At 68.1% G+C, this 15,275-nt stretch carries 9 protein-coding genes and 1 CRISPR repeat array; of the genes, 4 read left to right on the forward strand and 5 right to left on the reverse strand.

What is annotated here, in order from left to right; genetic code table 11:
* Nucleotides 1–387 precede the first annotated feature (387 nt).
* The 4 genes from ABGB05_RS34730 to ABGB05_RS34745 form a co-directional block, all read right to left on the reverse strand.
* Nucleotides 388–3,132 carry an AAA family ATPase gene (locus tag ABGB05_RS34730; RefSeq protein ID WP_347658228.1) on the reverse strand — a complete coding sequence of 915 codons (2,745 nt, stop codon included), beginning with the start codon at nt 3,130–3,132 and terminating at the stop codon, nt 388–390.
* A gap of 437 nt (nt 3,133–3,569) precedes the next feature.
* Entirely contained in the window at nt 3,570–5,810 is a 2,241-nt protein-coding gene (locus tag ABGB05_RS34735; protein WP_347658240.1) for a helix-turn-helix domain-containing protein, read from the reverse strand.
* A 298-nt stretch (nt 5,811–6,108) separates the two neighbouring features.
* Nucleotides 6,109–6,741 carry an integrase core domain-containing protein gene (locus tag ABGB05_RS34740; protein ID WP_347658241.1) on the reverse strand — a complete coding sequence of 211 codons (633 nt, stop codon included), beginning with the start codon at nt 6,739–6,741 and terminating at the stop codon, nt 6,109–6,111.
* The gene (locus ABGB05_RS34745; protein WP_347658229.1) at nt 6,686–7,099 is read right to left on the reverse strand and encodes a hypothetical protein; all 414 of its coding nucleotides are present in this window, start codon (nt 7,097–7,099) and stop codon (nt 6,686–6,688) included. The genes ABGB05_RS34740 and ABGB05_RS34745 overlap by 56 nt, the downstream gene beginning before the upstream one ends.
* A gap of 461 nt (nt 7,100–7,560) precedes the next feature.
* Here ABGB05_RS34745 and ABGB05_RS34750 point away from each other — a divergent pair, with 461 nt between their 5' ends.
* From ABGB05_RS34750 to ABGB05_RS34760, 3 genes are all read left to right on the forward strand, one after another.
* The gene (locus tag ABGB05_RS34750; RefSeq protein ID WP_347658230.1) at nt 7,561–7,695 is read left to right on the forward strand and encodes a hypothetical protein; all 135 of its coding nucleotides are present in this window, start codon (nt 7,561–7,563) and stop codon (nt 7,693–7,695) included.
* A 91-nt stretch (nt 7,696–7,786) separates the two neighbouring features.
* Nucleotides 7,787–9,208, forward strand: coding sequence for an ATP-binding protein (locus tag ABGB05_RS34755; protein ID WP_347658231.1), 1,422 nt, complete (start codon nt 7,787–7,789; stop codon nt 9,206–9,208).
* Nucleotide 9,209: 1 nt separating this feature from the next.
* Nucleotides 9,210–12,869 carry a hypothetical protein gene (locus ABGB05_RS34760; protein ID WP_347658232.1) on the forward strand — a complete coding sequence of 1,220 codons (3,660 nt, stop codon included), beginning with the start codon at nt 9,210–9,212 and terminating at the stop codon, nt 12,867–12,869.
* 319 nt (nt 12,870–13,188) lie between these two features.
* Here the strand turns inward: ABGB05_RS34760 and ABGB05_RS34765 are convergent, their stop codons facing one another.
* The gene (locus ABGB05_RS34765; RefSeq protein WP_347658233.1) at nt 13,189–13,965 is read right to left on the reverse strand and encodes a helix-turn-helix domain-containing protein; all 777 of its coding nucleotides are present in this window, start codon (nt 13,963–13,965) and stop codon (nt 13,189–13,191) included.
* A 419-nt stretch (nt 13,966–14,384) separates the two neighbouring features.
* Here ABGB05_RS34765 and ABGB05_RS34770 point away from each other — a divergent pair, with 419 nt between their 5' ends.
* Nucleotides 14,385–14,705 carry a nucleotidyl transferase AbiEii/AbiGii toxin family protein gene (locus tag ABGB05_RS34770; protein WP_347658234.1) on the forward strand — a complete coding sequence of 107 codons (321 nt, stop codon included), beginning with the start codon at nt 14,385–14,387 and terminating at the stop codon, nt 14,703–14,705.
* Nucleotides 14,706–14,806: 101 nt separating this feature from the next.
* Nucleotides 14,807–15,130: direct repeats of the CRISPR family, unit length 37 nt; unit sequence GTTTCCATACGCCCTTCGGCGTGACACGGTTTCGCAC.
* The last annotated feature ends 145 nt before the right edge of the window (nt 15,131–15,275 follow it).

The raw sequence follows: 15,275 nt of genomic DNA on the forward strand, positions 1-15,275 counted from the left end.
GTCCTGAACACATTTCGGAGGCTTGGCGCACCTCGGGCGCCGATAAGGACGATGACCGATGGCGCACGGCCGGGGGACTCGGGGAAGCATGGCCAAACGCCCGGCTGCCACGGTCAATCCGTGACGTTGCTCCCGCCCACGCCTCAAGCGATGGGGCTGGCCACAAGTCGAGCGGGTGGGTGTCGGCCGTCCGCCACCTTTGCGCGGATCCACCCTAGGCGTGATGGTTGCTTGGTCCCAGCTGTGCCTCCGATACAACCCTGACGGCGTCCACGAGCCGCTGGTCCTGTCCGCGTTTCTTGTGATCGCCGCGTTGGGTGCCACGCCAGGTCGCTGACGCTCGACGAAAACGCGCACCATAGTCAACCAACCCGGGGCCGTCGTTTGTCAAGCAACCACGTCAAGCTGGTTGCGCGACCTGATACCCAGCTTGGCGAAGACCTTGCGGAGGTGGTATTCGACAGTCCGAGGGCTAACATACAGGCGGCCGGCGATCTCCTTGTTTGTCAGACCGTTGCGGGCAAGCCTCACAATCTGCGCCTCCTGAGGCGTGAGCTGGTCGCCGGTTTCGACCGTACGCCGGCGGGCCGTTTCGCTGGTGGCCAGCAGCTCGCGGTGCGCCCGGTCCGCGAACCCGGTCATGCCCATTGCTGTGAACAGTTCGCAGGCGGTGCGCAGTTGCTCGCGCGCCTCGAGTCGGCGGCGCTCGCGACGTAGCCACTCGCCGTAGACGAGATGGGCGCGTGCGAGGTCGACGCGCAAACGGGTCCGCTGAAGCCGGTCGATCGCCTCGCGGTAGAGAATGTCGGCTTCCCGGCCTTCACTGAGCAGCGCCCGTGATCGGGCCTCGATGCTGCGGGCCCAGGCGGTATGGCTCGCTCGGGTCGTCTGGGCGAGCAGATCGAGCGCTCGGGAGGCAAGTTCACGGTCGCCACTGCGGACCGCCGCCTCGACAAGTTCGACGGGCGCCCAATGTGCTGCGGCTCCCGGCGACGGGTGGTATGCGCTGGCCTGTTGGGCGGCGGATCGGGCTTCCTCGTACCAGCCAAGGCCGTTGTAGAGCACAGCTCTCAGCCACTGGCTGGCCGCCAGCGTGGTTCCCTCGCCGCAGGAGGTCGCCTCGCTCATCATGGCATTCGCCAGTTGCTCAGCCTCGGCCCGCCGCCCCTGTAAGGCGGCGAGAGCGAGGGCGCAGCCCGCATGCACCAGGAGTCCGTAACTGGTCCGGACACCGTCTGCGGCGACGATTGTGTGTATCTCCTCGTTCAGCGACGCCGCCTCGGCCAGTTCACCCTCGAGCATGTGCACGTTGATGCGCGTACTCAGCGCCAGCGGTAGTACGGCGAGCGCGCCGACCTCGCGTACAAGACGGACGTGGTGGTCCGCCAGTTCACGACAAGACCGTTCGTCCCACAGAGCTATGGCGAGGTAAGAGGCGGCCCATAGCCAGCGGAGCTTGTCCGCGGCGGAGACAGCATCGCTCGAAAAGACAGCCAGCGCCCGCCGCATGGCCGGTGCCGCGGTCCGCGCGTCCTCGGTCAGGTGGAGGGCCAGCGCATCGAGAAGGAGGTCAACGACGTGGGAAGCGACTGGCGCGGGCGGCGCGGCACGGGTGGCGGCCGCGACCTCTACGAGACGCCTTCCCTCGCCCGAACGGACGGTAACCATCGCTGCGGACAACGCTTGCAGATACGTCTCGCGGGCCAGTCCGGGGTCCAGCGGCTCGAGTTGCCTGGCAGCCTTGAGTAGCATCGGCGGGGCGAGGTTAACAGGATCGGTGCCGAACGCGATCTCGGCTCTTAGTAGATCCACGCGGGCGAGGTGTAGTTCGTCGACCGGGCCGGCCTGGGCTGAGGCCAGCAGCGCCAGGGCGGGCTCGGGTGCGCCGGCTAACAGTTTGGTCCGTGCGGCGGCCAGCGCACGCTCGGCCCGGCGCCGGGAGTCGGGGGTGAGCGCGGCCGCCCGCTCCAGGAAGGCAGCGGCGGCAGCCAAGCCACCGCGCGCCTGCGCGCGTACGGACGAGCACTCGAGTTCTGCGGCAACTCCCTCGTCCGGTTCCGCAGTGGCGTGCGCGTGGTGCCAGGCGCGCCGATCCGGATCAGCCTCGACGTCGGTTGCCTCCGCCAGCGCCCGATGAACCCCCCGGCGCTCCTCCGGCGACGCTGCCCGATACACCGCCGATCGCACAAGCGGATGCCGGAACCGCACCCGGCCATCGAAGTCGACGATGTCATCCACAGCGGCGACCGCGCCGGTGGTCGGGCCGATGCCATCTGCGAGCCGCGCGGCCGCACGCCAGAGCAGGGCCGGGTCGCCGAGTGGCTCGGCGGCCGCCAGCAGCAACAGCCGTCGCGCCTGCGCAGGCATGCGCTCCAGTCGCCGCCGGAAGCGGTCCTCGACACGGCCTGGGAGTGTCTGCGCGGTCGGCGACCCAAACCCACCCGCCAGCTCGGTATGGGTCAACTCGCGCGACAGTTCCAGCAACATCAATGGATTACCACGAGCCTCCCTGATGATCCGACCACCGACCTGCTCGTCCAGCGGGCCGGGGATCGCCCTGCGAAGCAACGCCCACGCATCCTTGTCACTGAGTCCGACGAGGTTCATCAACGGCAACCCCGACAACTCACCCGCGTCGCTGGGCTCACGTACCGCGAACACGCAGACCACCGACTCCGCGAACATTCGACGCGCGACGAAGGCGAGCACCTGCGCCGATACGCGGTCCAGCCACTGGGCATCGTCGATCACGCACACCAGCGGCCGATCCTTGGCCGCCGCGGCGAGCAGGCCGAGCACGGCCAGACCGACCAGGACGCGGTCCGGTGACGGCCCGGCGCGTAACCCGAACGCCGTGCAGAGCGCGTCGCGCTGCGGTTCCGGCAGACTGGCCAGCAGGTCCAACATCGGCGCGCAGAGCTGATGCACCGCCGCGAACGACAGCTCCATCTCGGACTGCGCACCCGCGACGGACACCACCCGGCAGTCGGCTGCCCGGTCGAGCAGATACTCCAGCAGCACCGACTTGCCCACCCCCGCCTCACCACGCACCACCAGCGCCCGACCCTCGCCAGCGCGAACCGCCTCGAGTAACCGGTGCAGGGCGGCACACTCGGCCTGCCGGCCCAGCAAGGCGGAGCGCGGTCGCTGGGCCCTCGCAGTGGAGCGGCGAGAGCCGTGCAGGCCGTCACCGTTGACTATCCCGACCGTGAACCGCAGATCGTGGTGAGCAACCGGTCCAGCCACCCGACCGGCAAGGTCCACGCCTAGTTCGCCAAGCACCCCAGAATCACCCTTCACTTCACGCCGACCAAGAGTCTCCTGGTCGGACCTGGCCGACAGCTGGTCCGCGACCATCCCCTGCCAACACCAGGGACGACGTGTCACCGGTAGTCCTCGATTCGGATGGTGTCGACCATGTCGGTGCGGCTGACCATCGAACCAGGCATGGGACAGCAGCAGGCGGATCTTCCCGTTGCCGGAGACCAGCTCACCCAGATATGCAACCAGCGTCGCCGAGCCGGGACCACGCAGAAGTAACGCAGAACATGATCAGCGTGCGAATGCGCTCATCCGTCGAGGGCCGCCAGCTCGGACTTCGCAAAAGTGATCATTCTTTCGTCGGCGGCGATGTGCTCCAACAGCTTGACCGCGCGGGTCAGATGGTCGCGGGCCTCGTCGGTCGCGCCGAGAGCGGCGCGCGCCCGACCCAGCGTCATATGGACATGACCGATCGCCCTGGGGGCGTACTCGGTAGCCAGGGGCAGTGCCCGCGTCGCCTCGTCAAGCGCCTCCGGCCAGCGCTGCGCGTCGGCCAGCGTCCTCGCCGCCCAGAGCCGGGCCGTCGCCCGGGCCGCCAGCGCCGACGCGGGCGCGATCGGTCGCTTATCGACCTCACGCAGCACGGCCCGGAACTCGTCCAAGGCCTCGTCGAACCTGCCGAGCCCAAAGAGCGCAGCCCCGACTCTGACGCCCGCGTGGACGTACACGTCGTCGCTGCCGGCGGCGTCAGCTTGGTCCCGCGCCCGCCGGAAGGCCCACAGTGCCCGCCCGAAGTCGCCGACCGCCTTCCAGGCGTCGCCTGCGTACTGCAATGCGTTCGCCTGCTTCATCGTGTCGCCGAGACCCTCGGCGAGTCGGTAGGCATCCATCGCCAGGGCCGCACTCTCCTCGTAGCGTCTCTCACAGGTGTGGACTGCCCAGGCGTAGTAGTTGATGTGTGTGATTTCCTGACCGCGGTCGGGCAATCGGGCCGCAGCGGCACGGGACAGACCGAAAACCTCTGGCCAATGCCCCCAGTGCACCGTCCGGTCCGAGTACCAGTGCATCGCCTCGGCCACGTCGACGACTCGCTGATGCTCCCCGGCGGCGTTCGCTAGCCGTAGCGCGGCGAGCCAGTTGTCCCCCTCGACTCGCAGCCAGTCCTGTGCCTGCTCAGCGGTATCAAGCGAGATCAGGCCACGCCAGTTGTCCGGCGGCGCGCCGAACCCCGGCTCGAACCACCGTCCCGCGGTGATCGCCGTCTCCAACAGCCAGTCAACCATCCGGCGCTCGGTGGCCGCCCGAGCGTCCGCCGCCTCCTCGGTGCGCAACCGGTCGGCCGCAAAGAGCCGGATGAGATCGTGGAACCGGTAACGGTCCACCCCCTCGGGCTGCAACAAACCGAGATCGACCAACTCATCGAGCTGGTCCTCGGCGTCGTACAGATCGTTCTGGCTGAGCACCGCAGCGATCGGGGCACCAAAGTCCACCCCCGGTACGTGCGCGAGTCGTCGGAACATCGCCTGCGCCGGAACGGACAGCTGGGCATACGACAACACGAACGCGGGCCCCACGCCCAGATCACCTGCGGTCAGGTTCGCCAACCGTCGATCCGCATCCGACAGCCGATCCGCCAAGTGCCCCATCGTCCACCCGGGCCGACTGGCCAGCCGCGTACCCGCGATGCGCAACGCAAGCGGCAGATTGCCACACAATCGGGCAACCTCCGCCACCTCGTCCGCTGCCGCCCGATCCGACGTGTCCCGCACGATTGCCCGCAACAAGTCGGCCGATTCCCGCGGCGCCAACGGCGGCAACTCGATCCGCAGCACCCCCTCCAGACCACCGAGCGTGCGGCGGCTGGTCACCACCACCATCCCGGCTCCCTGGCCGGGCAACAATGGCCTTACCTGGGCTTCATGCGCGGCGTTGTCCAACACCAGCAAACACCGCCGCTCCCGGAGGCCGGCCCGTAGCTGGCTGGCCCGCTCCTGTTCATCCTTGGCTATGCCGCGGGGGTTGACGCCCAGCGCCCGCAGCAGCCGTAGCAACGCCTCGCCGACCGGCATCGGCATCGGGTCGGTACCCCGAAGGTCCACGTAAAACTGACCGTCGGGAAACGCCTCCCGTAGCTGCTCCGTCGACCAGATAGCAAACGCCGTTTTGCCCAGCCCCGGCTGGCCGTGCACCACCACCACCGGCATCGGACCATCGGTGGATGCGGCCAGCCCGTGGCGGCGCAGCAACTCCAACTCCGCTGCTCGACCGATAAAGTCGGTGACTCCCCGCGGGAGCTCACACACCCGGGGCCGCCCGATCCTGCTCTCCGACCGATCCGAACGCGCCAACTGAACCAGACCATCGCGCTCGGCATCGCTGAGCCGCAACGCGTCGGCCAGGGCCGTCAAGGTCCGCTCCTGCGGCGCGCGGCTGTGCCCTCGCTCCATGTCGCTGATCGCCCGCCCGCTCACCCCGGATGTTTCGGACAAATCTTCAATTGTCATGCCCACCGACTGCCGCAATGCCCGCAACCGCCGCCCAAACGACATAGCAATCACACGCCCCCCAAACCCTTCCGGTTCATCCGACCCCGTCGAATCCCCATGGATGGACTGTACATATAATGGCTAATAGTGCTTTGTTAGGTTGGTACCAGTTGGTACCAGTTGGTACCAGTTGGTACCAGTTGGTACCAGTTGGTACCAGTTGGTACCAGTTGGTGCCGTAGAGGGCAGAACCCGAGCCCGTGCCGTTCGAGAACTCGGTCTCGGCTACGCGGCCTGCTCATACTCGTTGATCAAGCCGTGGACCACCTTCCTGCGCGTACTCGGACAGCACCCAGATCGGTCACCCGCGCTGGGACCGTGTCTCGGTCAGGTGGACGTTGTAGTGCGTGAGGTACTCGCCGAGCACGGCGAGCAGATGTTGGGTGTTGTAGATCAGCATCCGGTCCAGGCATTCCCGCCGGACCGTGCGTGCCCAGCGTTCCGCGAACGCGTTGGCCCGGGGCGCCTGGGGTGGCGCTCGGAGCACCTCGACACCCTCGGCGTGGAACACGGTGTCGAACGCGGCGGTGTACTTGGCGTCCCGATCTCGGATCAGGAACCGGAACCGATCGGCCCGCTCGCCCAGGTCCAGCATGAGGTTGCGGGCCTGCTGCGCCACCCACTCACCGGTCGGGTTCGTGGTGGCGCCCAGCAGGTGGACTCGCCGGTTAGCGATCTCCATCAGGAACAGGACGTAGACGCGGGCCAGTCCGATGGTGTCGACGTGCAGGAAGTCGCAGGACAGGATGCCTTTGGCCTGCGCGGTGAGGAACTCGGTCCAGGTCGGTCCCGCCCGTCGTGGAGCCGGACCAGCACCGGCCTTGGTCAGGATCGCCCAGACCGTACTGGCAGCGAGCCGGTAGCCCAGGCCAGTCAACTCACCCTGAATGCGCCGACAGCCCCAGGCGGGGTTGTCCCGGGCCAGCCGCAGCACCAACTGGCGCACCTCGGCCGTGACCAGTGGTCGACCGTGCCGCCGTCTCGGGTACGTCCACCGCCGTCCGATCAGATTGCGGTGCCAGCGCAACAACGTGGCCGGGGCGACGAGAAAAGTCGCCCACCGGGTCCGCGGCAACAGCCTCGACAGGGCCGGCCAGCACCGCCCGGTCGGCCGGTTCCAGATCCGGACGGCGCACCTGCCGGCACAGGACCGTGACCTGATGCCGCAGCACGAGCACCTCAACCGCGTTGGTGTCACCGCCGCGGACCAACAGGATGATCAACCGCAGCGCCTGACGAAGAATCAGGTAGCCGCACGACAGGATCATGACCGGCAGCATGACGCCACTCATCGATCCCATGGCGGACAAAGTCGCACGTCAGCGCCCGCGGACGAGTTTTCGAACGGCACAGGGTGTGGCTTGACGTACTGCGCCGAACCGGGATCGCTCGGCCAGTGGCGATCGGCTGCCACGACTGCGCGGGGATCGATCCGAAGCCTGATCAGCAACGCTGCGTTACAAGTGGTGATCCGCGCGGCGGGCCGCTCCCATCCGCTTTCTGCCGATGCGCCGACGCAACTCGCCAAAGATCACACGCAGACGGGACTCGCAGACATCAGCGGGCCCGGCGCCCGCGTTCCACCAACCTTTCACTCGACGGCTCTCTCGTCGCCATCCATCGCCACTCGTCGCGCCGGTCCGCGCCGCGGTCGCAGGCCGGCCGAGCCCTCGTCGCAACTCGGAGACGCGGCTGGCGGCCGGTTTTTCCTGGAGGCCCGGCGACCGCCGGGAAGGGCGAGAGGGAGAAACCGATGACCGACGACGAGACCAGCCAGCGCCCCGGCCGGCGAGCGATGGGAATTCTGCGCTTCGTGGCCCGCTGCCTGCTGTCCGGCACCGCAGGGGCTGTGGTGGGCTGGCTGCTGGACCGAGTGCTGCGTGGCTGAGAACCACGGTTCTGTGACTGGTGGGCGGCCGGCTCCGCTGCGACACTGCTTTGTCATGGACCCCGGCCCGCCCCCACGCCGGCCTCGGCGTGTGCCGCCGCCGCAGATACCGCCCGGGCCGCTGCACGACCTCAAGGCGGCCCTGTACCGCCGCTACCTGCAGGCCGGACCGCCCACCCTCGACGAGATCCACGCCCAAGTGGAGACGCTCGCGGAGGATCTCGGCGCGTTCCTCGCCCGTACCGACGCGACCGGCGACGATGTCGAGGAACTGGCCGACGGGCAGGTCGGTGCCGTGCCCTCCCGGGACACCATCCGTCGCGTTCTGGGCGGCGCCGCCTTGCCACCCGGCCGGCAGGACACCGTGGCGGTTGGGGTCGCCCTGGCGCTGCTCGCCGGTGAGTCCCGGCCGGACGTCGTCGCCGAGGAGATCAGGCGCGGTTGGGACCGAGCGGCGGTCGCGGCACCGGCCGAGGTGGCGCCAGCTCTGCCGTCCGGCGGATCGCGGCGGTTCTTCGACCACCTACTTGAGTACCACAATGAGAAGTTCGCGGGCCGTAACGGCGAGGTGCGCACCATCCTCGACTACATCGACCGGCACGATTGCGGATACCTCTTCGTTGACGGGCTTTCCGGGTACGGGAAGACATCCCTGCTCGCCGTGCTGGTCCGGCAGCAGCCGGGCTTCCTGTACCACTTCATCAGTCAGCGCTATAAGACGGCCGGGGGCGCCTTCGACCCGACACAGCTCAACGATCTGCTGTCGAACCTGTGCGAGCAGCTCGAACCGCACCGTGCCGCGCCGCGCGGCGGGCGCGCATTGACCACCCGGTTCCTCGAGGTAGTCGCGGCCGACAGGGGCCGTCCGACCGTGCTGGTGTTGGACGCCATCGACGAGGTGGACCGGCATCCCAGCTTCCTGTTCGGTCTCCTCCCGAAGCGGCTGCCGAAGAACCTGTTCATCCTTTTGTCCGCCCGGTCCCAGGGCAACCGGTCCTACCTGTCCGAGGTGGGGCTAGCGCCGGACGACATCGGTCTGCGGGTGACGCTCAGCGGCCTGGACGCCGACGCTGTCCGCGACCTGCTGCTGCACTACGCCGGGACGGCCGGTGCCGCGCTCGGGGAGCGGGCCGGCTTCGTCGACAACCTCTGGGAGGTCTCCGCGGGAGACCCGTTCTACCTGCGGTTTCTCGTCGAGGACGTGGAGCACGGCCGGCTCACCCCGGAGAACATCCGGCGGACGCCGTCCGGCCTGTCCCCGTATCTCGACGAGCAGTTCGCCCAGCTCCACCGCTCTGCCGACAGCGATCTGCACAGCGACGTGCTCGGTCTGATCCTGGTCGCGGACGGTCCGCTGCACCGCTCCGACCTGCTCCGCATGGTCGACGGCCTGACTGGTGGGAAGCTCGACCAGGTGGTGCGCGACGTGCAACGGTTCCTGTTGCGCACCGGCGAAGAGGAGTACACCTTCTGCCATAACCGGTTCAAGGAGTACTTCCTGGAGAAGATGTAGCGTGCCATCACTCCGCAAACGCATCGCCGACGGGATCGAGCGAGGCACCTTCCGCGCCCGGCTGAGGGCGGACGCCCTCCAGTGGCGTACTCACCGCAGCGACTACGCGATCTCCGCCGTAGTGCGCTACGCCGTGGAGGACGACCTCGCTGGCGAGGTACACGACATCCTGACCGACGAGCAGTTCAGCGAGCTGCGCGTGGCCCGGTTCGGCGCGCCGGCGCTGCAGGACGACGTCAACCGCGGGCTGCGGTACTTCAGCCGTACCCGGCCCGACCTGCTGCGCTATATCCGGCTGCGGTTCCGCTATCGGTCGGCGGACCGCGGCGACGAGTACGCGCTTCTGCATCGCCGCCACTGCCAGGCATTCGCCGACTTCCTACAGCTGGACGTCCCGGCCGCCGCACGGCGGAAGATCGGCCTGGACCGGGCCCTGCGCCGAAGGTTCCCGATGCGGTTGACGGCGGACGGGGAAGCTGGGCCGCCGGTCGAGGTGGATCTCACCGGGTACCAACTAGGTACCTGGGCCTGCTCGTGTGGTACGCGGGAGGGGCACGCCGCCCGGTACGACTTCGCATGCGGCTGCGGCGCGAAGTCGGGCAGCGGCCGGCTCTCCCCGCACCGGCGCCGGTGCGGCCGGTGTAGGACACCGGCCGCCTATGTCACCTGCGATCGGTGCGGCACGCGGGTGACGCTGAGCCTGTGGTGGCAGATCCGGAAAGGCGGCTTGCATCCCTCCGCCTGCCAGATTCCGCTCATGTTGGACCTGCGGATCCGGCGGCCGGGGCAGCCGGAAATCTCGAGCCGTTTGGACTTGATGCGACTGCCGTTGATGCTGGGGCTGGCCGAGCGGGACGACGAACTGGTCTTCGACCTGCCGGACATGCTGTGGGTCGACGACCTCCGAGACCGGCACGGCGAGGAACGGCCGACCGGGCAACTTGTCGCCGTCGCCGACCATCCCCAGTACGACCGGCAGACCGACGTCGCGCGAATCCTGGAGGCCGCCTTCCGGCGTACCCTCACGGCCACCCTCACCGACCGCGGCCGGCCGGCCGGATCCGCGCTGCAATCCGTCATCGCCGCGCACGTAGGAATCCGCCGCCCCGAGCAGCCTCCACCATCCGCCGCCGGGCTCGGCGGGCAGTTCGCCCGCAAGCTGGGCTACGCGCTGGCCGCCGTTCAGCACGAGGATGCCGGCCGAGCCCACAGCACCGACATGTCCCGACCTTGTGTGGTGGCCGTGTCCCCGGACCTACGGGGCGATGCGAGCCTGGTCTCCCGGGCACTGTCCGCACCCGGGACGCTGTCCGGCTCAGGCTTGGAAAACTTGGCCGTGTCGCTGCGAGACACTCAGTTCGGGCCCGAGGAACTCACCGCCGAACCGCCCGGGGTACCGCCCGGCCGGCGCAAGGCGCTCGCCTCGAACGGCATCGCACTGCCCGGCGAGACGGTCGAACCAGACGATCTTCTCGTTGGCATCAGCAAGCCCGCCGACCCCGAGAATCTGACCCCGAAGGAGCGGCTGCTCCGCGCGATTTTCGAGGAAACGGCTCCCCCTCGCCGGGACGCGTCGTTCCGCTGGGCCGGCCCGCAGCCCGCAACAGTGCTGAGCGTGCGCGTCAGCACGCCGGGGCAGGGCTACGAGATCGTCAAGCATCCGGCACGCGTAATCCGCAACGCCGGGCAACAGGCCCGGATCAGCATCAGCCTGGCAACAACCGAACCGTTGGAGACCGGAGACGTCCTGTACGGGCCCGACGAGTCCCGCGCAGTGGTGTGCGGCACCCACGACGACCGCGGCGCGGACATACTCGTCGGCCCCGAGCACCAATGGGCGAACGACAATCAAGGAACGATCGTCGAAGTCCGGCTGCGCCCCGACGAGCGCTCCCGATCCGTCGTCTGCGTACGGTCAACCGGCGAGTACTCCATGGCCACCCACCTACCGCTCGGGACCCACGAGCGGGATTCGGGACAGCCGGTCGGGCTCGCGGATCTCGTATGGCTGCTGCGGCGCGGCGCGACACGGACCGCCTTCGAGATCTACGCACTCCGCGCCGACTGCACCGACTGGAGCCGCGCATTCTACCGCCTCCTGACCAGGGGCGGGACCTCGCTGGGCGAGATCCCCATGGCGCCGTCCGAGTACCAGCCGTCGCTGGAATCGGCACCATCCGAGGCAGTCCGCATCTGGGACCGTTCGCTGCGCAGCGCCTGCGTCGAGCCCGTCCTGCACGGCGACCGGCTATCATTCCGGGCGCTCGAAGACGACGAGGTCCTCTCCGCCTCGTCCGGCGAGGTACAGCGGCCGGACTCCATAACCCTGTCCGAGCTGCCGGTATCCGGGGGCCTTTCCTTGCTGCCGACAACCGGCGGGCTGACCTGCCAACGCATCTTCGGTCCGGTCAGCGACTACACCTGCGGCTGCGGGAAAGGTCACGACCCGCGTCACGCAGGCGAGATCTGCCAAAGCTGCGGGGTCGAGGTAACGGTCAGCTCGGTCCGCCGCCGACGCATAGGCCACATCGAACTCGCCGCCCCGGTGGTGCATCCCTGGTACAGCGACAGCCTGAGCTGCGCCCTCGGCCTCGACCGGAAAATCCTAGCGGACATCGTCCACGGGCGGCGCTACGTCGTCCGGGACAGCAGCCCCGACCAGATCGTTTCCCTGCAAGCCGTGGAGGACCTGAACCTCGACGCGGACCGGCTGCGAACCGGTGCGGAGGCGGTGCGATACCTCCTTGATCGGCGGGGCCGGACGCCAGCCCGGGGCGCGCTACTGCACCGGCTCCCGGTACTGCCCGCCGACCTGCGGCCGGTGCTCGTACGCGGCGTGATGTACCGCAACGCACTCAACGACCGTTACGTGAGGATCATGAAACTCAACTCCCAGCTACGCAGGCTGATGGACCTTGGAGCCCCGCTGCGGCCGATCCACGACGGACGCGCCTTACTGCAGCAGGCGGTCGACGACCTTCTCGACCCGAGCGCTGGCGAGGCATCGCTCGCCGACCTAGCGACGATCCTCCCCGGCCGCAGCGGCGGTTCCCGGCAGCGCTCCTCCGGCCGTCCGGTCGACTACAGCGCCCGGGCCACCCTGGTCGCGGCGCCAACCGAGGACCTGGACCTGGACACCGCACTACTGCCCGACCGGCTTGCCTGGCTGCTCCTGACGCCGCTCCTCATCGGACGGCTGGTCAACGCCGGGGCCTGCCAGGACATCAACGCTGCCCAGCGCGCCGTGCGGGACCGGACCCCGCAGGCGTGGGCGCACCTCCAGACCGCCTGCCAGGACGCTGCTGTGCTGGTGTCCGTGCCGGGCACCCGGTGGCGGCTGTTCGCCGTACGCGTCGGCCTGACCCCAGATCTCTCCCTAAAGCTGCATCCGGCACTGTTTGACCACCTCGGTTGGAACCGGCTCGGTGCCCCCGTACGAATCTTCCCGCTGCTGACAGCGGAAGCCACCGCAGAGGCCCGGGCCGCACTCCTCCCCAGCACCCTGCTCCGCGACACCGGTCCGTCCGAACCGGCCGACCTGCCGGCTTCCCTGCTCTGCCTCGACCAGCAGCACCTTCCCGAGGAAATCGTGCGAATGACCGAGACCGGGGAGTCGGTCCGCCTCAGCGATCTCGACCGATTCCTGCTGTTTCCCGCGTGACATTTCTGGGCACCGTGGCGGTGCTTCGAACACGCGGATACGCCCGCCCACCGACGATATGACATCGCGTACCTGGCCCGGACGCCGACGCCCGCTCTGCATGCCGTCCGTCACCGACCAGAGCGGGTACCTGCGCTTTTCGGGTAGTTCATCCAGGTTTCGAGTAGCTCGGCTTCGACGTCGGCGAGGCTGTGCCGTTCGAGAAGTCGGTTTCGGCTATGCGGCCTGCTCATACTCGTTGATCAACCCGTGGACGACCTTCCTGCGCTGCACTCGGACGGCATCCAGGTTGGTCACCGGCACTGGGACGGTGTCCCGGTCAGGTGGGCGTTGCCTGCGGCCCTGATGTGGCCGATGCCCGTTGTAGTGCGCGAGGTACTCGCCGAGCACGGCGAGCAGGTGGTGGGTTGTAGATCAGGATCCGGTCCAGGCACTCTCGCCGTACGGTGCGTACCCAGCGTTCCGCGAACGCGTTGGCCCGGGGCGCCTGGGGTGGCGCTCGGAGCACCTCGACACCCTCGGCGTGGAACACGGTGTCGAACGCGGCGGTGTACTTGGCGTCCCGATCTCGGATCAGGAACCGGAACCGATCGGCCCGCTCGCCCAGGTCCAGCATGAGGTTGCGGGCCTGCTGCGCCACCCACTCACCGGTCGGGTTCGTGGTGGCGCCCAGCAGGTGGACTCGCCGGTTAGCGATCTCCATCAGGAACAGGACGTAGACGCGGGCCAGTCCGATGGTGTCGACGTGCAGGAAGTCGCAGGACAGGATGCCTTTGGCCTGCGCGGTGAGGAACTCGGTCCAGGTCGGTCCCGCCCGTCGTGGAGCCGGACCAGCACCGGCCTTGGTCAGGATCGCCCAGACCGTACTGGCAGCGAGCCGGTAGCCCAGGCCAGTCAACTCACCCTGAATGCGCCGACAGCCCCAGGCGGGGTTGTCCCGGGCCAGCCGCAGCACCAACTGGCGCACCTCGGCCGTGACCAGTGGTCGACCGTGCCGCCGTCTCGGGTACGTCCACCGCCGTCCGATCAGATTGCGGTGCCAGCGCAACAACGTGGCCGGGGCGACGAGAAAAGTCGCCCACCGGGTCCGCGGCAACAGCCTCGACAGGGCCGGCCAGCACCGCCCGGTCGGCCGGTTCCAGATCCGGACGGCGCACCTGCCGGCACAGGACCGTGACCTGATGCCGCAGCACGAGCACCTCAACCGCGTTGGCGTGCTCACCCCAGGGCCAACAGAATGACCAACCGCAGTGCCCGACGAAAAATCAGGTAGCCGCACGACAGGATCATGACCGGCAGCATGACGCCACTCATCAATCCCATGGCGGACAAAGCCGCACGTCAGCGCCCACGGCCGAGTTTCCGAACGGCACAGGCTCGGCGGGGTCACCAACGAGTACCACCGGACTGCGTGACGAATCTACGGACTCGCAGATCAGCAACCGGAACTGGGTTCTGGCACCCCTACACGGACTTCAGGTCGCCGGCCGCTACGGCTCACTGCCACCCGTAATCATGGACATCGACCCAGTCCTACACGCCGACGATGTCGTCGCCGGCAAGATGTCCGCCCTGTTCACCCGCGCCGAACCCAGAGACTTCCTCGACATCGACGCCGCCCTACAAACCGGCCGGTACACCCGCGAACAATTACTCGAACTCGCCGAGCAGGCCGATTCCGGCTTCGACCGAAAAATCCTCGCCGACCTGTTCGCGATGCTGCAACGCTATCCGGACCGCCGCTTCGCCGCCTACGGCACCAATCCACAGCACATCGCCGCGATGCGAGAACGATTCGCACACTGGCGAGAACAACTCCTCGCCGACCAGCCGTAGCCTGCGGCTGTCGAACACCTCGTCCTGTACGCAGCAAACCTGCCTGTACCGCGGCAACACGGGACTGCGTAGCTTACGCAGTCCCGTAAGTCCCCGGAGGGGTTTCCATACGCCCTTCGGCGTGACACGGTTTCGCACGCGAACTGAGGACGAGAGATGGATCGAGAGTAGTTTCCATACGCCCCTCGGCGTGACACGGTTTCGCACTCCAGTCCGGGGAGTCCGGCGGCTCCGGGAAGGTTTCCATACGCCCTTCGGCGTGACACGGTTTCGCACCGGCTGGTTCAACATCCTGTTCGTCACCATCTTCTTCGTTTCCATACGCCCTTCGGCGTGACACGGTTTCGCACGCCGTCATGGCTTACTATGGCGGCAGGCTTGCCGAGTTGTTTCCATACGCCCTTCGGCGTGACACGGTTTCGCACGCCGTCATGGCTTACTATGCCTCGATCCACCGATGCGGTTCGTGTTGATCGCAGTTGAATAGATTTGATCCGATGTGGTTTCGGGGCAGGGTGGATTCGCCGATTACGTGGTCGGCTTGCTCGGGGCAGGGTTGTGCGGGGGTGG

This window comes from Plantactinospora sp. B5E13, from assembly GCF_039871775.1.
Classification (GTDB): domain Bacteria; phylum Actinomycetota; class Actinomycetes; order Mycobacteriales; family Micromonosporaceae; genus Plantactinospora.